The following is a 22,793-nucleotide window of genomic DNA, read 5'->3' on the forward strand; positions in this document are numbered from 1 at the left end:
AGGAGAAGACAGATGGCCAACAACCCACTGAGCAATCTCGCCGCGGCACTGACTCGCGATGCTGGCGCGCCGATTCTCCTCACCCGTGACTACCTGATCGCAGGCCTGGCGGACGCCAGCGTCAGCGTTTCCGCCCGCCTGGACAGCGACCTCAAGGCGGCCTTCCAGTCGACTGTCGCCGGGTTGTCGATAAGCCTGACAGCGCAAAGCGTGCAACCGCTGAACCCTGCCAGCCAAACGTTCAAGGTCACCGGAGTCAGTGCGCGTTTTCTGCAACAGGACGTCAAGCAGGGGCTGGTGCTGACCTTCGGCCTGCGGGGCAGCGTCGGCGCGCAGAGCCTGAGCCTGGAGATCGTCACCACGCCGGCCAGTTGGACCTGGTCCGATCTGTCGACTTTTGCTACCGGGATCCCCTTCAAGTGGGCCGGGATCAGCAACGCGGTGTTCACCTTCAATGACAGCCTGGGCGCCTGCCAGGGCTTTGCCGCCAACCTGACGCCACCCACCCAGCTCAGCAACGCCGTCGCGGTGGTGCAAAACCTGGGGTTTCCGACCCTCGCCCTGCCCTTTACCGGCAGCATGGATTTCGCCAAGGTCGACGGGGTCGACATCTTCATGCCGACCACCACCCTGCGGGCGCCTTTCCTCGGCCCGGACAGCGCCTTGAAACTGTTGTACCTGAGTGTCGACGCGCCGGTTTTCGGGTTGATCATCGGCCCACCGGAGCTACAGGATGGCGACGACCCGGCGGAGGCCTTCTACGATCAGCAAGTCAGCCTGTATTTTGGCCTGGACCTGAGCCTGACTGACCAACAAGGTCAATCCGTCGACTACCAGATGCGTGCCTTGGCCCAGATCAACAACGGCAGCGCTTTCAATTTCTACCTCGGTCACAGCGACGACGGCAGCGCCCTGCTGACGCCGGCCACGATCATCGGCCTGCTGGACAACAACGGCAGCTTTTTCACCGGAACGCCACCGGTACTGCAGCAGTTCCTGTCAGGGATCGGCCTGCGTAGCCTCAGCCTCAGCGGCGTCACCAGCCCCAGCCTGGCCCTGAGCAGTGCCAGTGTGACCCTGGGCGCCGACCCGACGGTGATCAATGTCGAGCACCCTTGGGTTCCCTTGCAGGACCCGACCAACAAGCTGGTTTTCGGCATCACCGATTTCGAACTGGTGTGGGGCATCAACTTTCTGCCCAAGGGCAGTACCCAGAGCTTTTTGTTCCAGACTCAGTTCCTGTTGCTACCCGAGGTGTTCAAAGGCAAGACCGCCGCAGAAAATGGCCTGTTCTTCGTCCAGTTCAACTCCGACCTCCAGTTGCTCGCACGCTTCGACGGCACAGCCAATCTCAACGACATGATTGCCATGCTCACCCTGGACTTGATCCGCATTCCCAAGGGTTTTGTCGATGCCTCGCTGTCCGATGTCGGCCTGAGCCTTGACGTCGGCGCCAAGAGCTACGCCTTCAATGCCGGCTTCGAGCTGGACCTGAACCTATTCACGCTCGGCGGCCAACCCATACTCTCGGTCACCGACGGCCAGCTCTATATCAAGGCCACCACCCCCACCAGCGCCAGCGGTGTCGCCAATACCCCTCCGGTCACCACTTACCAGGCGGGCATCGGCGGACTGGTTGGCATCGGGCCGTACTTCGCCAACGCCAACGTCGACTATGACGGCACCCAGACTCCAGCCACCTGGAAAGTGGCCGCACGACTGGCGCAACCGGTGGATGTGCAGCAACTGGTCAGCCAATTCCTCAGCTTCGGTGGCGCCTTCACATTCCCGGATTTCCTGCCCGGCACCCTGCTGGTCAACACCCTTGAGGTCGACGCCAGTCTCGCCACCGGCGCCACCCCGATCGACCGCTACACCGTCGCCGGTAGCCTGCGCTGGACCTTCAACCTGGGCCAGGCCTTCAGCGTCGACACCCTGGCCACCCTGAGTCTGAGCTATGACGCCAGCAAACCCGCCCAACAGCAATACAGTGGCAGCGCCACCACGCTATGGGATTTCAGTTTCCTCAACGACAGCGTGCTGCTGGGCTACAGCTTCGCCCCCGACAATCAGGGCAGCAACGCCCAGTTGAGCCTGTCCTGGGAAGGCCTGACGGCGATTTACCAGGTCGACAAGAAGACCCTGACCTTCACGTTGAAAAACTGGAGCCTGGGGCGTCTGATCCAGAAGCTCATGCAGTCCCTGGGCGACCCCTACTTCACTCTCGACTCACCCTGGGACGCGCTCAACCAGATTTCCCTCGACGGCCTGTCGCTGATCATCAGCCTGGAAACCAGCAACGGCAGCACGCCGACCATCGCCGCCAAATACACCCTGGCGAGCAAGATCGACCTGGGTTTCATGAGCATCGACGGCCTGGTGTTCGAACGCAAGAAGGTCGATGGCGTCGACAAAATCACCCTGGGCATCGACGGTTCCTCAGTGTTCAAAGGCAACAATCCCCAGGAACAACAGGACTGGAGCAACCTGCTGGATCCGCAGAAGGGCCACCCCGTGGACAAGCTGCCTTCGGTTCCGGGTCAGGGCACGGACTACTTCAGCCTGCCGTTGCTGGTGCTCGGCCAACGTGTGGCCATCAGTGGCTACGACAGCTTCGCCAACACCAAAGCGGTGATCGACGCCTTGAAGAAGGTGCCTTCGACAACCGGTTCCAGCAACCCGCTGAACCCTGGCGACAGCGGTACCAAGGGCACGCCGTACTACAACCGCAACAGCGACTGGCTGATCGCCGGACAACTGTTGCTGCTCAAGACCGGCAAGGACTGGACCGTCGATCTGATGCTGGTGTTCAACGACCCCAACCTCTACGGCCTGCGTCTTGCCCTGGCCGGGGAGAAAGCCAAGGCGCTGGGCAATTTGGTACTCGACATCCTCTACAAGAAAATCACCGATGATGTGGGCGTGTACCAGATCGAATGGACCTTTCCCGACAGCATCCGCAACCTGAATTTCGGCGCGGTGTCGATCGTGCTGCCGGAGATCGGCGTCAAGATCTACACCAACGGCGACTTCTTCATCGACATCGGCTTCCCCTACAACCTCGACTTCACTCGCTCGTTCTCGATTTCCGCGATCGTCTACGGAGTACCCGTGCTGGGCGCCGGTGGTTTCTATCTGGGCAAGCTGTCGTCGGTCACCGCGACCCAGGTACCGAAGACCACTCAGGGCACCTTCGACCCGGTAATCGTCTTCGGCCTGGGCCTGCAACTCGGGCTGGGCTACAACTTCGTCAAGGGGCCGCTCAAGGCCGGCTTCGCCCTGACGGTGTTCGGCATCCTGGAAGGCACCATCGCCGCCTTCCACGCCTATCGCCCGGCCACCGCGCTGGTCACGGCCAACAGCAGCGTCCAGGACGACTACTACTTCAAGATCCAGGGCACGGTCGGGGTCATCGGCCTGCTCTACGGCAGCATCGATTTCGCCATTATCTCGGCGGCGGTCAATGTGCGCATCACCTTGTCGCTCTCCCTGACCTACGAAAGCTACAAGCCCATTCCCATTGCCGCCCGAGCCACAGTGGAAGTCAGCGTCAAGGTCAAGATCGACCTGGGGCTGTTCAGTTTCAGCATCAGTTTTTCATTCCATGCCGACGTCTCGGCACGCTTCGAGATCAATGCCCTCAACAGCGGCCCGGCACCCTGGGCCGAGCCAACCCAGTTGCTGGCTCGCCAGGCCCGGCACCTGCAACTCGCCAGCCAACGCCGGGCCGCCGTGCCCAAGGCAATGTCGGTGCCGCGCAGTGCAACCAAGCCGGTATTGAACCTGTACGCAACACCGCAATTCACCGTGATGTGCAACGAGGGCGTGACCAGCTACAGCGGCCAGCAAGGTGCTTTCGTGTTCCTGTTGACCATGGACGCACCGTCCCCGACTCAACAGACACGGCAGGCGGATAACACCAGCAGTTTCGAGCGCCTGTGCGCCGATTACCTGCCGTGGCTGATCGGCACCCTGGGTTCAGCCAGCAGCGACCAGGACTCCCTGGCCGACATCCTCGGCACCTTGGTGGACAAGGCGCTGCTGGAAGTGGATATCGAACGCCTCGCCGACTTGGCCAACCCGCCGTTCGGCATCAGCGAGTTGTTGACGTTCCTGTCGTCCTTCGACGTCAGCATCACGTTGCCCGACGCCACCAACCAGGCACAGATCAAGCAAGTGCTGGAAGCCGGCTCGGTGCTGTTCCCGGTCTTCGACGGCCTGTCCCTGGATGTTCCCCTGGCGAACGCCGGCAGTGCAACCCTGGATTTTCTCCAGTACGTGGGCACCAACAGCACCTACCGCAGCAACGTCGCGCAGTTGTTCAAGGAACTGGCGGCCGTAGTCACGGCCAAGGACGACAATCGCGCGCCGCCACTGCGGGCCGCAGGCGATGACAACGAATCCATGGCCGCCGTGATTTTTACCGATGCCTTCATGGTCATCGGCCGACAGCTGTTGCAGGTCGCCCTCAATGCCTTTGACGACTATGCCTATGCCACCGCCCACGGCAACTCCATCGAGCAGATCCTGCAATGGACCAATGACGCTCGTGGCAACAGCCTGACCCTGGACGATATTGTCCGGCCCAACGCCGAGGTCGCCTTGACCGTTGGGTTGACCCTGGACATCCCGCTGCCCGCCTATACCCTGCAAAGCAGCGACACCCTGGTCACCGTCGCACGGGCGTGGTCCGACAGCGCCGTACCGGCACGTTGGACGACCACCGCGCCGGGATTGATCCTGGCCAATGGCAACTCGACGGTGATCGCTGCCAATCAACTCATCAGCCTGTTGGTGGGCAACGACATTCACCAATACACCACAGGCCCAGGGGAAACCTTCAACAGCCTGGCCAGGGCCTTGGGTGTCGACCTGCCAGTACTGGCCCAGGACAGCGCGCTCTACGACATGGCCGGCCTGCTGTTGCCCGGCCAACCGTTGCTGCTGCCGCCCCTGGCGTACCAGACCGCCGCCGGCGACAGCCTGAACAGCAGCGGTGTGCGCTTTGGCGTGAGTGCCATGGCGCTGTTCAGCGACCCGCTGTCCGGCAACTTCAGTGTCGAGCCGTTATTCGCCACGCCGCAGATCACCCTGACAGCCCTCAATAGCCTCTTTACCGAGGACCTATGGAGCGTGGTCGTGGGCACCGATCAACTGGCCCAATTGGCAGGTATGCTTTCGCGCTTCCTGGCCTATGGCCTGCGCCTGCCGTCGAACCCGGCGGGCATGGACGGCCTGAGCCTGAGTGCGCAATTCCTCTACCCAAACAACCAGAGCGCCTATGGCCTCTATCAACTGACCGGCCAGCAGTTCCCCACGCCAACCGACCAGGCGCCCGGCACCGACTTCCCCATCAGCTTGAGCCGGGCGGCCACCAGTCATGGCGTCGACTTGTCCTTCGTGCAGATCGCCGGCGGCAGCAGCGGTTCGATGAACCTGAACCAGGCCTACAGCAACCTGTCCGTGGTGCTGGCCTACGCACAACAAGGCAAGTTCCAGCCGGCACCGAGCATCAGCCTGCTGCCGACGGTGGCCCGCAACCCGAAAGACTATGCGGTGAAAAGCGTTTCGCTGTGGTCGACCGCCGACCTCCAGCAGTTGCGTGACCTTTGCCAGCCGGGGCTGCGTGCCTCGACTGAAGAAGCCCCCAGCGTACAACCCATGCTCTGGTCCCTGCCGGATGGCCTGGTCCGCCTGATCAATCAGCGGGTGGGCAGTCTCGCCCCGCAACTGCCCGATCTCTCGCAGCAACTGCCCTACCTGCCGGCCTTCACCCCTTGCGAAGTTTCAACCGACCCCGCGACCCTGGAAACCACCCACCGCGAAATAGCCTCCTACAGCTACGCGACCCGGGTCGACTTCACCATCAAGCGGCTGCCCCAGGCCGAGCCCGGCGTCATCGCCAGCAGTGGTAGCAGCTTGTCCTATACCTACCAACTACTGGGCCCTTCGGCCACCGATGCGCAGTTGCTGGAACGCCTGTTGAGCGCAGTCGACGAGTTGGGTACGTCAATCATCAGCGGCCAGTTCCTGCTGATGCCCCAAGGCAACGCCAAGGCCAGCAACCTGCTGAGTCAGGCCCAGAGCGACTTCCTCGCGTTCCTGACCCAGACCAACCTGTCGACCGAAACCAACCCGCCGCCCGATTTGATGGACGCGCGCATGGACGACGACGCCGGGCCGCGCGGCATCCTCAATCCCCCCCAGGAAGTGGTGAAGCTGCTCTGGGAACTATCCACCGTCCGTTCGGGCGGCTACTACCTGAGCTATTACGACGTGATCGCCGGCAGCGGGTTGCCCGATGGAATTTTCGACGACAGCGGCACGGCGACCCTGACCCTGGTGGTGACCTACCCGAGGGAGGCCCTGCAAGGCCGCCTGTGCAACTTCATCAACGCCTTTGTCACGACCGATACGGTGATCCAGCAAGGCAGCCACACGACATTGCGCTCGGCCAGCACCACCAACCCCAGCCAGCCGACCCGCACCATTGACAGCCTGGAAAGCCTGGCGACGTTCTATGGTATCGGCTCCGGACGCATTGCCGAACTCAATCCGGGCGCGACACTGGCCCCCCACGCACAAGTGCCGATCGACGGCATCATTCACCTGGTGACACCGGCCGACTCCACCGCCGGCAATGGCCAACCCGCAGCCATCCTCGACAACCTGGCCCGCTACTACTCGGTGGGGGCATTGCAACCGATCACCGCCGCGCAGATCGCGGCCCTCAACCCCGGCGTCAGCGCCACCAGCACCGTGGCGCTGTTCATCCCGGCACTGGTCTATCTCGTCGACGGCAGTCTTGCACCGGGCAACAGCCTGCAATCGCTGGCCGACTACTACGATCTTGATCTCGATGCGCTGGCGGTCGGCGCCGAGCGGGTTCCCGGGCTGCTGGTCAGCGGCAGTACATTGACCCTCGATACCCGGACCTTCGATTTGCAAGCGGTGTTCAACCAAGGCAATGCCGCCTTCAGTGTCCTGCGCGACAACCCGCCACCGGTGGACTCACCGAGCGTGGACCCGGACGGCTATGCCAATGCCTACCTGTACAACCTTTACTCGGTGCTGTCCGCCGGCATCGACGGCTCGCCCTGGTTCAGCGCCAGCGACCTGGCCCTGCCCTTCGGTCCGCAGCGGCCGGACAGCGGGTCGGATGAACTCGAGGCGCAAATCCATCGCCAGGCCATGCGCAACCCGCAGAGCCGACGCGAGACCCTCAATGCCCTGGCCGACGACAGCCAGTACACCTATCAGCAAACCCTTGGCCTGGCCCGGCGCGCCACCAGCAACGCCGCCCCGCAGCCCACGAACCCAGGCCTGCCGGCCGCCTCCGACAACCCCTATCGAGGCGTGGGTAGCTTCGCCCAGGTCAAGCTCTCCTGGCTGGACATCTTCGGCAACATCACCGTGACGCCCCTCCAGCAGCCGCCGGCCGGCTACAGTGGCAGCCTCAACCATCCACCGCTGCCGTTACGCTACAACGATCGCCTGATTGCCCTGTCGGCCTGGCCCAATACCCGCAGCTTCTACACCTATGAAGCCACTACCGGTGGAGCGCAACTGGTCATCAGCCTGAGCCTGGACACCTCCAGCTACGACCCGGCCAGCGGCGGCGATATCAAAGTCCAGGCCGGCAAGGACCTGGAAATGTTCAGCCTGATTTACTACCAGTTGAACCAGTCCTACCAGGGCTTGAACCTGCCCTGGTGCCAGGGCCGCGCCGTCAGCGTGGAGCTGGTCAACAGCCTGTTCGCCCAGCCACTGAGCCGGCTCGACGACAGTCAGTCGCAACCGTTGCTGGACTACATCAACGGGGTGATTCTGTACCTCGGGCAAGTGGTCCAGGGCGCCAGTGCAACACCGCCGGCCACGGTGCGCCTGAGCCTTGCAGTGGATATCGACAGCCTCGCGCCCGGTTCGATCCTGCCCTTGAGTCTGACCCTCAGCCTGCGTCGGGTCTCGACCCTGGTCGCGCCGGATGTCGCCGGCCTGGAGGGCGGTGTGGCGGTGACCAGCACTCTGCTGCCAGTCCCCGACCCACTGACGGCCAGCACCAGTGGCTACAGCTTGTTCGCCACGGCCTTTGAGGCGCTGTTCCAGCGCTCCGGCGCCTGGTTGACAAGGCTCGGCAGCGGCACCGCAGACCCCGGCAGCACACCGGACGGACGCAACCAGACCCTGTGGGCCACCCGTTTCGCCCTGCAGGATGACGCGGTTGGCATTCGCTATCGCATCGATCCGGCCCCGGGCTACTTCGCGGCCCGACCGATCGCCAACAGCCTGACCTCGGACAGCGTGCAGATCTCCCCCACCTACCGGCCGGACCAGCCGTTCCCTGGCAATGACCTGGCGACACTCAACCTCACCGGCGTCGACCAGAACCTGTGGTTCGAGACGGCCCTGAAGGCCATCGACGGCTTCCTGTCACCGACCTATGCCCCCTCGGTGTTCCTGCTCGACACCTTGCTTGGCAGCAAGGACCCGCTCAAGGACGGCAATCTCGGCAAGATCCTCAGTGCCAAGCAGACCCTGGCTGACGATATCGCGTCCACCATAGAACCGGTGCTGTCGGCAGGTCCGCAAGACGGAGCGACCCGGGCCGCGGCGGGTAAAAAACTGCGCCAGACCTTGCTCAACCAGTTGTACTCGGCCTATAGCACCACGGCCATCGTCGGCTTTTCCGTGCAAGGCGGCGCAACCGACCAAACGTTGTCGTTGTACGGCCAACCGACCGCTTCAGGCTCCAGTCAGTCCACGCCGGGCACCGGGAACGACAACTACGCCTTTGGCAGCGGCCGCATCGGCTTGCAGGCATCGCCCGGCGAAAGCGCCCTGGCGTTTGTGTTCAATTCCCGCAACGAGGCAGCAAGGAGCTATGTGCCGCTGGAGCTGGAGTTGCAGATCAGTCACCTGGAACACGATATGCGCGGCGTCCCAGGGATCAGCGGCTACACCCAATCGAACTGGATTTCCCTGATCTCCGGGCCGTTGCGAATCCCCTTGGCCGGGGGGCAGACCATGAACCTGCCGGTACTGCTGCGGGCCTTGCCTGAACCGCCGACGATCCAGGGCCAGACAGCCACAGCCTGGGCACAGCCGCCACAAAGTGCCTCGGACCTGAGCAAGTGGACCTACGCTTTCGAATCGCTGTTTCGCGGTACCGCCCAGGACAGCCTCAACGTCGCCATAGCCCTGAACACTCCAACGCTCAACGGCGCGTTGCGCAGTACCGGAAAACGCCTGGTCACCGCATTGGCCCAGTTCGTCACCGTTTACCCGAGCATTGAAGTGGCCATGCAACAGAGCCTCACCGGGATCGATGTCGGCCAGCCAGCCGAGCTGCAAATCGCTGAGGCTCAGCATGCAGTGGAAGCCTTCGTATACATCGTCCAGGAGGTCACCGATGCCTACCATGCGTGGGCCAGTCCGATCCTGAGCAAAACCGCGTTTGTGCATCCCCAGGCCTTGACCTGTGCCTTCAGCCAGGTACTCGCACCGGTGACGATCGATGGGCAAGAAGTGGCCGAGACCCTGCTGCTGGACGTGACCATCAACGATGTGGCGGCCATCTACGATCCAGGCACCGGCCAAATCAGCGCCACCCTGGCGCAATTGGGCGAGGTCAGCCTGCCGGCCCCACGGGTGGAAATAGATCCGGCGCAATACGAGGCGGTGAGCGTCGTCGATCCGGACAACCCCGGGTTGATCGCCTACCGCTATCAGCTCAAGGGCGTCCTGCCGGTCAAATGGCTCGATTACGAGCAAGCGCTGCTGGTCAACGAGCGCCGCACCAGCCTGCCGGCCCTCAATGTGTTCGACCATCAGGACGCCTGGGCTTCGCTGTCGGTGGAGCGCAACCGCATCCTGTTCCCTGCCGCGGACATCGGCACCCTGCAGACAAACCCGCTGTTCCGCTTCTGCACCCCGATCGTGCGCTTTGTCGACAGCATCAGCCCCCACATCACCCAGGGCAGTTTCTCCCTGGACACCCTGCCCGTGGCGAATGCCAGCCTCGACGATTACCTGGAGGTGTTTTTTGCAGCCCTGGGTTCGGGCAGCAACGGCACCACGGTGCAGGTGGGCATGGAGGGGCGCTACAGCTACGACATCGCCGGCCAGGGGGTCGTCGCGCGCACCGTGCTGCCGGCGGCGCTGATGTTGCCGGTGGCCACTTCGCTGAACAGCCCGCCCGCCTTCACCAACTCGTTCAGCCAGGCCATCGATCGCTGGCGCCAGGCCGAGCAAGTCACGGTCCAAGGCAACGCCCGGATCGACCTGACTCTGCGCGCGTTCAGCGCCGACGACCCGACCCAATTGGCACAAGGTGCACTGGCCTCGGACAACCAGCCGCCGTTGCTGAGCATCGAAAATCTTTGGGTATCGGCCAGCAAGGTTCCCCCGGGACAAGGAGGTCTATGAGACGAAAATGCACCGCGCACGGTTGATGACATTGACAAGCCTTAACTCAAACATATTGGAGTACACCTTATGAACGGACATACCAATCCCTCCTTTGCCGAAGCTATGCCACTGGGGGCGTCTGACGTGCAATTCATCAATGACCTGCATGAGCTACTGGAGCGCCATGGCAACCTGGATCGCTTCGGACTCTGCCTGCTGCATGATCACTTCGCGGTTGCCGAGGACGAGATTCTCCTTGAGTGCAACGATCACGATGCCCGCACCTTGCACCTGGATGTGGTCAAGCGTGCGACACTGCCGCAAAGCAAGTTCACCAGTTGGCGCATTGGCGGGCCTCGGGCCGAAGCCCTGACCGCGTGTGCCATGGACAAGTGCAAAGTCGAAGCCTTGACTGCTTGTGCCGAGGACAAGTGCAAGATCGAAGCCCTGACTGCCTGCGCCGAGGACAAGTGCAAGATCGAAGCCCTGACTGCCTGCGCCGAGGACAAGTGCAAGATCGAAGCCTTGACTGCCTGCGCCATGGACAAATGCAAGTAACCCCAGGCCCTGCCAATGGCCAGTGGCGGGCACGGGAAGCCGACAGGCTCCCGTGCTCGTCCTGGCTCGCACAGTTTTACGCGCGCCGTCACGGTGCCTTGGTGGGCAGCGGCACCGCCGCCCTGGAACTGGCGCTACGGCAATTGGGCGCCACGGCCGATTGGCGGGTGGCGGTTCCGGCGGCGACCTGCCATCAGGTGGTGGCGGCTGTCCTCAATACCGGCGCAGTGCCGGTCATCATCGAAAACGGTGCCGAGTTACTGCTCAGCGGCGCCGCCCTGGAAAGTCATGAGAGCAGCCTGGATGCGGTGATCGCCGTTCATCAATACGGTTTGCCTTGTGATATCCCGGCCCTGCGTCGACAACTAGGGCCCCAGATGCCAATCATCGAAGACAGCGCCGGCGCCTGGGATCTCAATCGCCCTGGCGCTTCACGGGTGGTGACCTCCCTGGGAAGCGGGAAACCGCTGGATATCGGCGGCGGTGGCGCACTGTTCGGTGACATCCCGATGGATGCCGATATCGATGTGTGGTCGCCAGGCCAACGCTCTCGGCCACGCCCGGCGTCGAGCCCGCCCTTATCGATCCACGCCCTGCCCGCCCTGATGCAGGCCGTCGCAACGGCTCAGGCGCGAACCCAACGGCTACGGCAGCAGGTACCCGAGTTATTGGTACGGCTGCGTCAATATGGCTTGGACCCTTGGGTCAGCCAAGACGCGTTGGCGCCGAGCTGGCAGTTCATCCCGATCCGCACCCGCGATGCCCGGGTGTTCGAACACCTTCGCTACAGCCCTTATGCCGATCTCCTCGGCGTCTGTGCCCCGGCCGCCCGTGCATTGCGGGAATTACCCATGCTTGGCACTCGTACAGAGGTGGCCGAAGGGCCGAAGCCCACTTTGGATCTGCACCGCAACTGGATATTACTCGATCCCCAGGCCGCCCTCGATCATCCACAGCATCTGGCGGCCTGGGCCGGAGACCTTCGATGAATTCACCCGTCCATGACCTGGCCCAGCCCTTCACCATCGGCCCAAGGGTGCAGCGCCTCGCGAACTACGCCGACAGTGGCCAGGCCTTGCTCGAAGAACAACTGCTGGGGGTGGCCAATGCCCGGGTCCTGTTCGCCAACTATGCAGCGATTCGGGCCGACTTAGGCGCTCTCTGGGGAGCGTGCGCAGACACGACCGGGCACGCCGAGATCGACCGTTGGCTGCTGCACAATGCGGCCTTTATCTCCAGCAGCCAAGCCGCAGCGCACGGCATCAACACGCCTATTGCCCTCGACGGCCGCCGCGTGCCAGCCTGGCGTCCGCCCCGTTATGGCAGGGCCGCGGTGCTGTGCTCGCCCTCCAGCGACCAGGTGCTCTTCGACGTCAAGGGCATCGGCGTACCACCGGATGAAGCCCCCGTGCTCCCTCATTCCAACGGTTTGCTGACCCTGGCCGAAGCCATGCATGAAGTGCTGATGGAGCACCTGGTATTGGCGGCCATGACGCATGCAAAAGAAGCAATCACACCGCTGCCGACCTATGCCGTTATTGACCTGGGCTTCGATGCCTTGTGGCATGACGGTCGGCCACCTGAACCCGCAGTGCTGTTATTGCGCCGACCTTGCACCCGCCCACGCTGTCAGTGGCAACGTTACTGGCAAGGGGCCGAACTGGCGGGCGCCTTGATGCAGACCGAACTGCTGCTCAGGCGTTATGGCCTGACTGCCAGCACCTGTGGCGCGGTGCGTTTTCAGGTCAGCCAGGAGGACGGGAAACTGCAGGTGCAACGCGACGGCGCAGCACTCAAGGTCAGCAACCAGGTGATCAAGACACTGGAACAGCTACTGGCGAACAACCAAGGCAAGCCACTGGTGATCGACGGCGTCAATGTGCAACTGGCCGGACAGTCCAGCGCCGATCCACTGCAGCTGCAGATCATGGACTTCGGTCGCTATCGCTTTGCCGAGCACTTCGACCATCACCTGTACGCCTGGATCGACGCCGACTACCAGAATCTCAATGGCCTCCACCTGGCACCTGACCACCCGCATTACATCCAGCCAGACCCGATGCTCAGCCTGGCAAAGGTCATCGAAGGGACTGCTTTCGCCGCCCTCCAACAACATGTCCGAAACTTTCGCCAGACGCCCGGGGCCGATGATCTGTGCCAGGCTGTACGCGCCGTCCTGGAAGAAGCCTGTCGGCCCTTGCATTCCTGAACTGACAGCGGACTGCCGACGATGCAGCCCAACAAATTCAAGTCGACTACGACCCTGGCACAGGCTGGATAAATCAACTCGCCCTCTTCCCTGATTCATCACCCGCGGCAGCATGGCCGCTTACGGATATTTCACCGAGGTTGGTCGGGTCGTCCGGGATCGCAAGTTGCGTAGCCGAACAGCGGTGCCTCTAACCATTCGTCGGTTAATTGTCGGTGGTTCCAAGCTGATTCTCCGATTCGCACTTCTGCGCCTTGGTCTATAACTGTCAATACTCATCTATCGCCTGACAAAAAAGAGACTTTTTAGGCGTTTCAACAGACTCTGCAAAATCCCTGGCGCGTGCGCGTCTTCGGTCAGGCGCAGAAAAGCAGCGGAGTACGCTTGATTCTGAATTTACAATTTAACTAGATAGTTAGTCACCTATATAATGCGCGCATTATCTCAACGGGACATTCAACATGACGCAGGGTCAACGCCTCTCGGGTGTATCGAAATTCATTCTGGTCGGGCTGGGCGTGATCATCGCCCTGCTCGGCTTGGCACTGGCTGCAGGCGGCGTGAAATTGATCAGCCTGGGAGGTTCCTGGTACTTCTTGACAGGTGGTCTGGTCATGGCCATTTCCGGTCTGCTGATCGCGCGTTTCAAACCGGCAGGTGCCTGGCTGTTTGCTGCGTTTTTGGTGGGTACAGCCATTTGGGCCATCAGCGACGCGGGCCTGGTGTTCTGGCCGGTGTTCTCGCGCCTGTTCATGTTCAGCGCGATCGGCCTGGCGGTGACATTGGTCTATCCGCTGCTCAAGCGTGCCAACGGTGGCGTACCGGGCCGTGGCGCCTATGGCATCGCTGCAGTACTGGCGATTGGGCTGGCGGTCGCCGCCGGAAATATGTTCGTTGCACACCCGACAGTCGCCGCGACCGGCACAGGCCCAGGACTGACGCCGGTCGAGCCGGACAAAGCGCAAAAGGACTGGGCTCACTACGGCAATACCGAAGGTGGCAGCCGCTTCGCCGCACTGGATCAAATCAATCGCGGCAACGTCGACAAGCTGAAAGTGGCCTGGACTTATCACACGGGTGACGTCGCCGAAAGTGATGGCAACGGCGCCGAAGACCAGCTCACCCCATTGCAAGTCGGTAACAAGGTGTTCATCTGCACGCCGCACAACAACTTGATCGCGCTCGATGCCGACAGTGGCAAGGAGCTATGGAAAAACCCGATCAACGCGCAGTCGAAAGTCTGGCAGCGATGCCGCGGCATGGCTTATTTCGACGCCATGGCGGCCGTTGCCAAGCCAGCCAGCTCACCAGTCGCAGAGGCTCAAGCCGCACCTGTCGCCAACTGCCAGCGTCGTTTGCTGACCAACACCATTGATGCCCGTCTGATTGCCGTGGATGCCGACACTGGCGAGTTCTGCCAGGGTTTTGGCAACAACGGTCAGGTGGATCTCAAGGCCGGTCTGGGTGATGTCCCGGACAGCTACTATCAGTTGTCCTCCGCCCCGTTGATGGCCGGCACCACCGTGGTGGTTGGCGGTCGTGTGGCCGACAACGTGCAGAGCGACATGCCGGGTGGTGTGATTCGCGGCTTTGACGTCATCACCGGCGCCATGCGTTGGGCCTTCGACCCGGGCAATCCGCAGGATAAACAGGCGCCGGCAGACGGCAGCACCTATGTGCGCAGCACGCCGAACAGTTGGGCGCCAATGTCTTACGACGCGGCGACCAATACCGTATTCCTGCCGATGGGCAGTTCCTCGACCGACATCTATGGCGTGGAGCGCAGCAAACTCGATCACACCTACGGCGCTTCGATTCTCGCGCTGGACGCCAACAGCGGTGAAGAAAAGTGGGTGTTCCAGACCGTTCACAATGACCTTTGGGACTTCGATCTGCCGATGCAGCCGAGCCTGATCGACTTCACCAAGGACGGTAAAAGCATTCCGGCGCTGGTCATAGGTACCAAGGCCGGGCAGATTTACGTGCTCGACCGTGCCACCGGCAAACCGCTGACCGAGGTTAAAGAAGTGCCGGTCAAAGCCGCAAACATCCCCAACGAACCGTACTCGCCAACCCAGCCGAAATCGCTGGGCATGCCGCAGATCGGTGCGCAGCAACTGACCGAATCCGACATGTGGGGCGCCACGCCGTACGACCAGTTACTTTGCCGCATCGACTTCAAAAGCATGCGCTACGACGGCTTGTACACCGCGCCCGGCACCGATAAATCCCTGAGCTTCCCGGGCTCGCTGGGCGGCATGAACTGGGGCAGCATTTCCACCGACCCGGTGCACGGTTTCATCTTTGTCAATGACATGCGCCTGGGCCTGTGGATTCAGATGATCCCCTCGCAGAACAAGGGCCAAGCCGCGTCCGGTGGTGAATCGCTGAACACCGGCATGGGCGCCGTGCCGCTCAAAGGCACGCCTTATGCGGTAAACAAAAACCGCTTCCTGTCGGTGGCCGGCATTCCTTGCCAGGCCCCACCGTTCGGCACGCTGACTGCCATCGACATGAAAACGCAGAAAGTCGCCTGGCAAGTTCCAGTCGGCACCGTGGAAGACACAGGGCCGCTGGGTATCCGCATGCACCTGCCGATCAAAATCGGTCTGCCGACCCTCGGTGGCACCCTGTCGACTCAAGGTGGCTTGATCTTCATCGCCGGCACTCAGGACTTCTACCTGCGCGCCTTCAATAGCGGTAATGGCGAAGAAATCTGGAAGTCGCGCCTGCCAGTCGGCAGTCAGGGCGGCCCGATGACTTACGTTTCGCCGAAGACCGGCAAGCAGTACATCGTCATCACTGCCGGTGGTGCGCGCCAGTCGACTGATCGTGGCGACTACGTGATCGCTTACGCCTTGCCGTAAACCGCTGTGCCCGCCTCACTGGGGGGCAATCTCTCTGTGCGCGGCACCTGCGGGTGCCGCGCCGCTTTGCGAAACCATTCAGATTCCAGCAGGAAGACTCACATGTTTTTAGCTGTTCGCTTTTCTCCTGCAGGCTGGCTCAACGGCTTGCTGCTAGGCCTCACCTGCAGCACCGCCCTGCCCGCCTTCGCCGATACCGATCCGAACCTTTTGACCCGAAATACCCTGACCGGTGATTGGGGTGGTCTGCGCCACCAGATGGATCAGAGTGGCATCAAATTCACCGGCGATTACAGCGGCGAAACTGCTTACAACGCCGATGGCGGTCTGCACCGTTCGACCCGTTACTCGCAGAACATCAAACTCGGCGTCCAGTTCGACCTGAGCAAACTGTATGGCTTGGACAATGCCGGCAAGGTTCAGTTGACCATCAACGACCGGCGCGGCAACAGCGCCTCCGAGGATCTGGTCGGCAACCGTCTGCCTATTCAGGAAAACTACGGCGGTCTTTACACGCGTCTGACCGAACTGAGTTATGAGCGCACTTTGTTCACCCCGGCGCTCAACGTGAAACTGGGTTACATGGCCATGGGCAATGACCTCGGTGGCCTGGACAGTGGCATTCTCTGCAACTTCATGAATGCTGGTTTTTGCGGCCATCCGCTGAACATGTCCGGCGGTAGTGGCTGGACTAACTACCCCAACGCCCACCTGGGCGTGCGGGTAAAGTACGACCTGTCGTCCTCGTGGCAGCTGCGAGTGGCGGCCTTTAATGTCGACCCTGAGAGCAACGGCAACTCCAGTCGCGCCTGGCATTTGGGACCCAAGCACACAACGGGTACCGTGGTGCCAATCGAACTGGTTTACAAACACGCGGGGGCCTTGCCCGGCGAGTATAAGGTTGGCTATTACTACGACAGTTCCAACGTGGATCGCATCGGCAGCGATAAAGAAGTGTCCGGTCGCGGCGGTCATTACCTGCTGATTGATCAGGCCGTGTGGAGTTCGCAATCGTCCGAGGGTCGCAGCCTGCACGCCTTCGGTCAATACTCGTCGGCCAGCGAAGCGGCTTCACCGTTCAGCAAGTGGTACGGCACAGGCGTGGTTCTGTACAAACCCTTCGAAGGTCGCCCGCGGGACACCGTCGCTCTGGGCTATGGCCGGGCGGTACCTAACCCGCGCAGCCGGGAGATGCAGCAAAACGCTGCGCTCGCCAATGGCACAATGTCCCCGAACCTGGACAGTGCCGAACAACTGATCGAGCTTGGCTACGGCTATCAAGCAACGCCTTGGCTGACGCTGCGCCCGAATGTGCAATACATCATCGAACCGGGCGCGTTTTCCGGACAAGACATCGACAATGCGCTGGTGCTCGGTTTGCAGGTGAAAGCTGTGCTCTGAACTCTCGATTTGCGGGTATTCGAAGCATAGGAAAACGGCGCGAGTTATGAAGTCATCGACCTGGGCATTGATTGCATTGGCAGCGGAACGGCGAATTTGCGCGCCTGTCGAGTGAGTACGGGGGTAACCAAGGCTGATGGTGCTGAAGTAATAGCGCCATCTGGTACAGAGTCGGCAGGTGCTAAATACCGGCGGCCGACTCATGTATTGACATATCGATAAATCTAGATATGATCGTGTTATGGAATTGATCGAAATGTTCAGAGCCCTCTCAAACCCTACACGCCTTGAAATCTTGAAAGGCTTGAAGGACCCGGTGAAGAACTTCCCTGCGCAGGATGAAGGTGTGCCTGCCGAGATCATAGTGAAAAGAGCTGTAATTTTTCACCCAATATATCGATATATCTCGATATGCCTTTTTATAGATGTGAGGATTTTTTATGAAAGCGATGATACTCAAGTCCTTCGGTGGCCCGGAATCGTTCGAACTTAGCGAGGTGCCCAAACCAGTGCCGGGCTCGGGAGAAGTCTTGGTCAAGGTGCACGCCACCTCCATCAATCCTTTGGATTATCAGGTCCGACGCGGCGATTATGCCGACCTGGTGCCACTGCCGGCGATTACCGGTCACGACGTCTCGGGCGTTGTCGAAGAAGTCGGGCCGGGTGTGACGGCTTTCGCGCCCGGCGACGAAGTCTGGTACACCCCGCAAATATTTGACGGCCCAGGAAGTTATGCCGAGTACCACGTGGCGGACGAAAGCATTATCGGTAAGAAGCCGGCATCCCTGAGTCATCTTGAGGCGGCCAGCTTGACTCTGGTGGGTGGCACGGTGTGGGAAGCACTGACTGGGCGTGCAGTGCTCAGAGTCGGGGAAAGCATTCTGATCCACGGCGGCGCGGGTGGCGTAGGTCATATCGCGATCCAGGTGGCAAAAGCCATTGGCGCCCGGGTCTTCACCACCGTGCGCGAAGCAAATTTTGAGTTCGCTCGAGGCATGGGGGCCGATGTGGTCATCGACTACGAAAAAGAGGATTACGTCGACGTCATCAATCGGGAAACGGATGGCCGCGGAGTCGATGTGGTGTTCGACACCATCGGCGGCAACACGTTGACGCGCAGTCCCGACGTGCTCGCTCAATTGGGCCGCGTGGTCTCGATTGTGGACATCGCCCAGCCGCAGAACCTGGTTCAGGCCTGGGGCAAGAACGCGAGTTATCACTTCGTTTTCACCCGCCAAAACCGCGGCAAGCTCGATGAGTTGAGCGCGCTGGTAGAACGCGGTCAGCTGCGCCCGCACGTGGGCGACGTGTATTCACTGGCCGACCTTGGGCAAGCCCATGCAAAGCTGGAGACACCGAACAACGGGCTTCAAGGCAAGATCGTGATTGCCGTCGAGCCGTCGCTGATCCCGTAAGTGGGTACTTCTGTTCAAGTCATTGTCGAGGAACGCCATGATTTATGAAATCGCTGTGCTACCGATTCACAAAGACCGCGTTGAAAAGTTTCAACGTGCATTTGCCGAGGTCGCCCCTTTGCTCACCCGCGCAAAAGGTTACGGCGGGCACATGCTGGCCGCAGGGATCGAAACCCCGGAGCAATTCAACCTGATCGTGCGCTGGGCTTCACTGGAGGATCACACGCCGGGCTTCGAAGCGAGTGAAGACCATCGAGTGTTCATGCTCGGCCTGGAGGAATACTTCTCGGAAGAACCGCAGGTCTATCACATTGAGGGAGCGGCTTTCGCTACAGGTGATCCTGCTTTCTAAGGCTTTCACAGTGCAAGGACTCATCGGGCCAACTGACGTTCGTGCTCACTGGCCCGATACCACTTGGTAAAATGACTGCCCGTCCTGCCAACCTGCCCTACCGCTCACGAGCAGCTAAAGCAGCACGGCTATCCGGTGCAGGACGAGGATCTGGTTCGACTGTCGCCGCTGATCTTCGAGCACATCAATATGTTAAGACGGTACTCCTTCGCCGTTCCGGAAGAAGTCGCCCGTGGTGAGCTGCGGTCACTGCGGAATCCAGACGATGACCTGTGAGGATAACCAGAAGGCATCTTTGAAGGCCTTCTGGATGGGTATTGATTCGGTGTGAATTTACTTTCGGAAAAACCAGCGTTTCCGTTCCCAATTAGCTGGAAGGGTAAACGCATAGACAAATATCATAACAAGGGATAGCCAGCCCATTACGGAGTTATCTACGTGCCCCATAAATGGTAGCGTGCTGTCTTGCACATACAAAACGTGAATAGAGCCGAATAGTACGTTGTAGATACCAACTCCCCAAAATTTAAAGGGGGAAAAATTTCGACCTGAAAACGCGAAGTATGCCCAGTAGGAAGGCCAGTACAGAAGCACCGTTATCAGCACGAAGATGAAACAAAAAATAAAGTTACTCATTAGAAGGGTAGCACGCGCCATACATGGTTTTTGCAGTCGCACTGCCCATCAATCTATCGAAGATAAAGCCTCCTCGCGTAGCTTGTTGATATCCTCTAACATAATCCGTATTTACGTATCTAAAAAAACGCCAAGCATCGGGTTTTAATACCATTCTGCCTATGCCGTAGGCTGACGAACTCAAGTCAACCATTCCATAGGCCACATCGGCTTCACAATTACCTTTCCCCAGCATTTCAGAAACGGCGCGATAACCTGTTCTTACTGGCCCTACGGTATCGGTACGGTTCTCGAAAAGGTTGCGCCCATTTTCATAGATATTATTAGCTCCATTGAGCATCATGGGCGCTCCGGCGAAAAGGCAAAGTGTGCCCACGGAGGCGTAGCAAATCCCAGCGCCCGCAGCAAACTGAAGCGTTCCCGAGATAACGCTTGCTCCTCGTAAGGCAACGTCTCTTGCCTGACTGAGTAGACTGTTTTGCTCATCCTTTAGCTCTTTAATCCCTGCTCAGCGCTTTTATTACCCTGAGAAACGTCATTAACAATGCCTCTGGCGTAATAAGAAACCTCTCTGTTGAATTGCAAGCGCAGCGTTCCATCTTTAATATGTCTAGCGCCTAATGTGCTGGCTTGACTACCCAGCTTTGCGGCGGCTTGGCTAACCATCCAATAATCACAGCTACCAGGTATGCAACTTTCGCTTGTTGGTTTCATTCGTTATTTCCCCACGTGCTATATCCGCTGGTACCAGCAGCGTGGTGGGTCCACGTGAGAATAGCAAGGTGCTCTTGAGGTTCTGCGTCGCTTTGCAAAATGGCATGAGGCATCTCAAGTGTCAGATCGGCAATAATTCCGCCATTGATCGATACTGAATAGAATTTTTCCTGCATGCCAAAAGAAGACACTCGATAAAAACCAATTGTGCAGTTTATTTCCTCTCTAGTTGAGAGTGCTTGAGCGAGTAGCGGCGAGGCTTTATCAACGTTTTTGGTGATAATGATTGGACTATGTGTTGGCTTATCAATATTTCCGATGTTGACCATATTGTGGGTGTAAGACAGCACTATGATTTCGTCGACATGCCCGGTCTGACACTTATTACCAATAGAGTCTTGGGTTGAACAACCCGCCGAAATCAGTCCTTGAGCCTTACCGGTGAGGGTCATATAACCGTGGTTAGCCATACATGACGCTCCTTTTTAGTCAGCTGAACATCCTATTGCAAGGCTTTCAGGTGCGCTGCAGGGCATTTCTGAAAAGCCATACGAAATATTTCGCACCTGAACCGACGGCCGCTCCGTGAAAAATCAGTCCGGGTAAGTCTGTGGGTAGGTCGCGAAACCAGGGTATCCGAGCTTAAGTGCACTTTCTGTTCCGTTGCTCCCAAACCCCAAAGCCGACAATCCTACCGCGCTTGCCGTCGCTGCCTATGAGGCGCCGGTACTCGCCTCAAAAGCCCCATCAAGACTCTCTCAATGCTTCCCCTTCTTGCGACACACCCCGCCCTACAATGCTACTGCCGAAGGATGCTGGTTCGGGGCGATGTAATTGAGCTGTTAAGTTCGTGCAATTGCGCATTGGGTAGAACGTCACTTTTTAATGCCTACTGTCGCCCTGCTTGAAGGGCGAGGAGCAGCATTTGCACGTGCGCGGAGTTCAGTGGCGTGTGGGACGCCTGGCTCCTCAAACTCTTCCTGCTCGATTAACGTATCGCAAGCAAAAAAATCAGCGGGGCGGCAATAGTCGTCGTGCGAAGCATCTTTAAGATGAAAAGCATAGGTTTCGAAAAAAGGCATGAGGGGCCTGCGGTGCAATCTCGATGTGGGGTTGAGAATCAAGGGGCGGGATGGAAATCGAGAACGGATACCCGCACCGAACTTGTCTTGAACGCGGCACGGGCTTGGGGGCGTCGAAGAGTTCGAATCAACCCGGGCCGCCAAATGATTTAAGTATCATCGCTCTCATTTATGAATCTTCGAATCCATAAAAAGGAATATCTGAATATCTAGATGTCCTGCAGCAAAAAATTACAATTCCTTCTTAAGGATCTCGGCAAGTGCACTGATGTTTGCTTCATTGCGCTTGTAGTAAGTCCACTGACCAATGCGCCTGACTTCGACCAGACCGACTCGTTGCAGAGTGGCCAGATAGCCGGACACCGTCGACTGCGACAGCCCGATGCCTTCTTGAATACTACTGACGCAGACCCCCACCGTGAGAACGTCCCCTTCATCCTGAGGAGGGAAGTTTTTTGCGGGATCCTTCAAGCCTTTCAAGATTTGAAGGCGTGTAGGATTCGAGAGGGCTTTAAATATTTCGATCACTTCCATAACACAATCGTATCTGGATTTACCGATATGTCAATACGAAAATCAACTGCCGTCATTAAGAGCCGATCCGACTCGCCTAAAACGCTGCTTGGATCGTCGCCCAGCAAACGAAGTCGATGATCCAAGACAGGGCCGGATTCCTCCTCAGGGCAACGGAAGCCCTTTCGGCAAGGGAATAAACTCCGCGTCATCGACATCGGGCGGGTCCCTCTTTCGCAATCCCGGGGCTAAGCTAACGGCTGAATAAACTTGGAGACGTTTCTCATGCTCAATAAAAATCCTTTCCCTAGTGACCATCCAACCCTGTCGACCTGGGACAATCAAAACGCCGCAACCTCGCTCGATGACGAAGTTTTTGCCGCTCCTCCAACCTTGACGAACGCCGAACTGGTTCATCTGCGTGTCCGAGTGATTGCCCTGGAGAACCTGGTCATCGCCCTGCTGGCCGAAGGCTCCGAACACCAGCTCGCCGTTGCCCGGGAAATGGCCACCTACATTTCCCCCAGACCCGGTTTTATTCAGCATCCGTTGACCATTCACGCAGCCGAACAGATGATCAACAGCGTCGAGCGCGCCCAGCGATTTCGCCAACGTGATGAGCCATCGGTTTAATTGCTC

14 protein-coding genes and 2 pseudogenes are annotated in these 22,793 nt (G+C 59.6%); 11 read left to right on the forward strand and 5 right to left on the reverse strand.

What is annotated here, in order from left to right:
• Positions 1-12 precede the first annotated feature (12 nt).
• The 10 genes and pseudogenes from BLU75_RS10185 to BLU75_RS27235 all read left to right on the forward strand — a co-directional run.
• Positions 13-10,425, forward strand: a complete 10,413-nt coding sequence (locus BLU75_RS10185) for a hypothetical protein (RefSeq protein ID WP_084376701.1) — start codon at positions 13-15, stop codon at positions 10,423-10,425.
• A gap of 69 nt (positions 10,426-10,494) precedes the next feature.
• On the forward strand, positions 10,495-10,965 hold the full coding sequence (locus BLU75_RS10190) for a hypothetical protein (RefSeq protein WP_084376700.1): 471 nt from the start codon (positions 10,495-10,497) through the stop codon (positions 10,963-10,965).
• Positions 10,956-11,954, forward strand: coding sequence for a DegT/DnrJ/EryC1/StrS family aminotransferase (locus BLU75_RS10195; RefSeq protein WP_084376699.1), 999 nt, complete (start codon positions 10,956-10,958; stop codon positions 11,952-11,954). Before BLU75_RS10190 ends, BLU75_RS10195 begins: the two co-directional genes overlap by 10 nt.
• The gene (locus BLU75_RS10200) at positions 11,951-13,174 is read left to right on the forward strand and encodes a hypothetical protein (protein ID WP_084376698.1); all 1,224 of its coding nucleotides are present in this window, start codon (positions 11,951-11,953) and stop codon (positions 13,172-13,174) included. The genes BLU75_RS10195 and BLU75_RS10200 overlap by 4 nt, the downstream gene beginning before the upstream one ends.
• Before the next feature lie 461 nt (positions 13,175-13,635).
• Entirely contained in the window at positions 13,636-16,041 is a 2,406-nt protein-coding gene (locus BLU75_RS10205; protein ID WP_084376697.1) for a glucose/quinate/shikimate family membrane-bound PQQ-dependent dehydrogenase, read from the forward strand.
• Positions 16,042-16,143: 102 nt separating this feature from the next.
• The gene (locus BLU75_RS10210) at positions 16,144-17,442 is read left to right on the forward strand and encodes a carbohydrate porin (RefSeq protein WP_084376696.1); all 1,299 of its coding nucleotides are present in this window, start codon (positions 16,144-16,146) and stop codon (positions 17,440-17,442) included.
• A 241-nt stretch (positions 17,443-17,683) separates the two neighbouring features.
• Positions 17,684-17,788 (forward strand): annotated as a pseudogene (locus BLU75_RS10215) (transcriptional regulator); the annotation flags it as partial.
• 94 nt (positions 17,789-17,882) lie between these two features.
• The gene (locus tag BLU75_RS10220) at positions 17,883-18,857 is read left to right on the forward strand and encodes a zinc-dependent alcohol dehydrogenase family protein (protein WP_084376695.1); all 975 of its coding nucleotides are present in this window, start codon (positions 17,883-17,885) and stop codon (positions 18,855-18,857) included.
• 37 nt (positions 18,858-18,894) lie between these two features.
• Positions 18,895-19,209, forward strand: coding sequence for an antibiotic biosynthesis monooxygenase family protein (locus BLU75_RS10225; protein WP_084376694.1), 315 nt, complete (start codon positions 18,895-18,897; stop codon positions 19,207-19,209).
• A 111-nt stretch (positions 19,210-19,320) separates the two neighbouring features.
• A pseudogene (locus BLU75_RS27235) lies at positions 19,321-19,485 on the forward strand (hypothetical protein); the annotation flags it as partial.
• A gap of 352 nt (positions 19,486-19,837) precedes the next feature.
• Here BLU75_RS27235 and BLU75_RS10235 read toward each other — a convergent pair.
• The 5 genes from BLU75_RS10235 to BLU75_RS10245 all read right to left on the reverse strand — a co-directional run bounded on the left by BLU75_RS10235 (position 19,838) and on the right by BLU75_RS10245 (position 22,175).
• A complete protein-coding gene (locus BLU75_RS10235; RefSeq protein ID WP_331717137.1) occupies positions 19,838-20,347 on the reverse strand; it encodes a DUF4225 domain-containing protein in 510 nt (169 codons plus the stop codon).
• The gene (locus BLU75_RS28140) at positions 20,335-20,559 is read right to left on the reverse strand and encodes a hypothetical protein (protein WP_307652134.1); all 225 of its coding nucleotides are present in this window, start codon (positions 20,557-20,559) and stop codon (positions 20,335-20,337) included. Before BLU75_RS28140 ends, BLU75_RS10235 begins: the two co-directional genes overlap by 13 nt.
• Complete coding sequence (locus tag BLU75_RS10240) at positions 20,556-21,029, reverse strand: Hcp family type VI secretion system effector (protein WP_084376692.1); 474 nt, start codon at positions 21,027-21,029, stop codon at positions 20,556-20,558. Before BLU75_RS10240 ends, BLU75_RS28140 begins: the two co-directional genes overlap by 4 nt.
• A gap of 405 nt (positions 21,030-21,434) precedes the next feature.
• Positions 21,435-21,641 carry a hypothetical protein gene (locus BLU75_RS27460; protein WP_172832072.1) on the reverse strand — a complete coding sequence of 69 codons (207 nt, stop codon included), beginning with the start codon at positions 21,639-21,641 and terminating at the stop codon, positions 21,435-21,437.
• 231 nt (positions 21,642-21,872) lie between these two features.
• The gene (locus BLU75_RS10245) at positions 21,873-22,175 is read right to left on the reverse strand and encodes an ArsR/SmtB family transcription factor (protein WP_084376691.1); all 303 of its coding nucleotides are present in this window, start codon (positions 22,173-22,175) and stop codon (positions 21,873-21,875) included.
• Positions 22,176-22,439: 264 nt separating this feature from the next.
• On the opposite strand from BLU75_RS10245, the gene BLU75_RS10250 reads away from it, so the two are divergent.
• A complete protein-coding gene (locus tag BLU75_RS10250) occupies positions 22,440-22,787 on the forward strand; it encodes a hypothetical protein (RefSeq protein WP_084376690.1) in 348 nt (115 codons plus the stop codon).
• Positions 22,788-22,793: the final 6 nt, after the last annotated feature.

The sequence above is a fragment of the Pseudomonas mucidolens genome (genome assembly GCF_900106045.1).
In the GTDB taxonomy this organism is placed as follows: Bacteria; Pseudomonadota; Gammaproteobacteria; order Pseudomonadales; family Pseudomonadaceae; genus Aquipseudomonas; species Aquipseudomonas mucidolens.

Coding starts and splice junctions, on each gene's coding strand:
- BLU75_RS10200 (WP_084376698.1), top strand. CDS start 11,951: ATGAATTCACCCGTCCATGACCTGGCCCAGCCCTTCACCATCGGCCCA.
- BLU75_RS10210 (WP_084376696.1), top strand. CDS start 16,144: ATGTTTTTAGCTGTTCGCTTTTCTCCTGCAGGCTGGCTCAACGGCTTG.
- BLU75_RS27460 (WP_172832072.1), bottom strand. CDS start 21,641: ATGCCTTTTTTCGAAACCTATGCTTTTCATCTTAAAGATGCTTCGCAC.
- BLU75_RS10195 (WP_084376699.1), top strand. CDS start 10,956: ATGCAAGTAACCCCAGGCCCTGCCAATGGCCAGTGGCGGGCACGGGAA.
- BLU75_RS10245 (WP_084376691.1), bottom strand. CDS start 22,175: ATGGAAGTGATCGAAATATTTAAAGCCCTCTCGAATCCTACACGCCTT.
- BLU75_RS10240 (WP_084376692.1), bottom strand. CDS start 21,029: ATGGCTAACCACGGTTATATGACCCTCACCGGTAAGGCTCAAGGACTG.
- BLU75_RS10190 (WP_084376700.1), top strand. CDS start 10,495: ATGAACGGACATACCAATCCCTCCTTTGCCGAAGCTATGCCACTGGGG.
- BLU75_RS10225 (WP_084376694.1), top strand. CDS start 18,895: ATGATTTATGAAATCGCTGTGCTACCGATTCACAAAGACCGCGTTGAA.
- BLU75_RS10185 (WP_084376701.1), top strand. CDS start 13: ATGGCCAACAACCCACTGAGCAATCTCGCCGCGGCACTGACTCGCGAT.
- BLU75_RS10220 (WP_084376695.1), top strand. CDS start 17,883: ATGAAAGCGATGATACTCAAGTCCTTCGGTGGCCCGGAATCGTTCGAA.
- BLU75_RS10250 (WP_084376690.1), top strand. CDS start 22,440: ATGCTCAATAAAAATCCTTTCCCTAGTGACCATCCAACCCTGTCGACC.
- BLU75_RS10205 (WP_084376697.1), top strand. CDS start 13,636: ATGACGCAGGGTCAACGCCTCTCGGGTGTATCGAAATTCATTCTGGTC.
- BLU75_RS28140 (WP_307652134.1), bottom strand. CDS start 20,559: ATGAAACCAACAAGCGAAAGTTGCATACCTGGTAGCTGTGATTATTGG.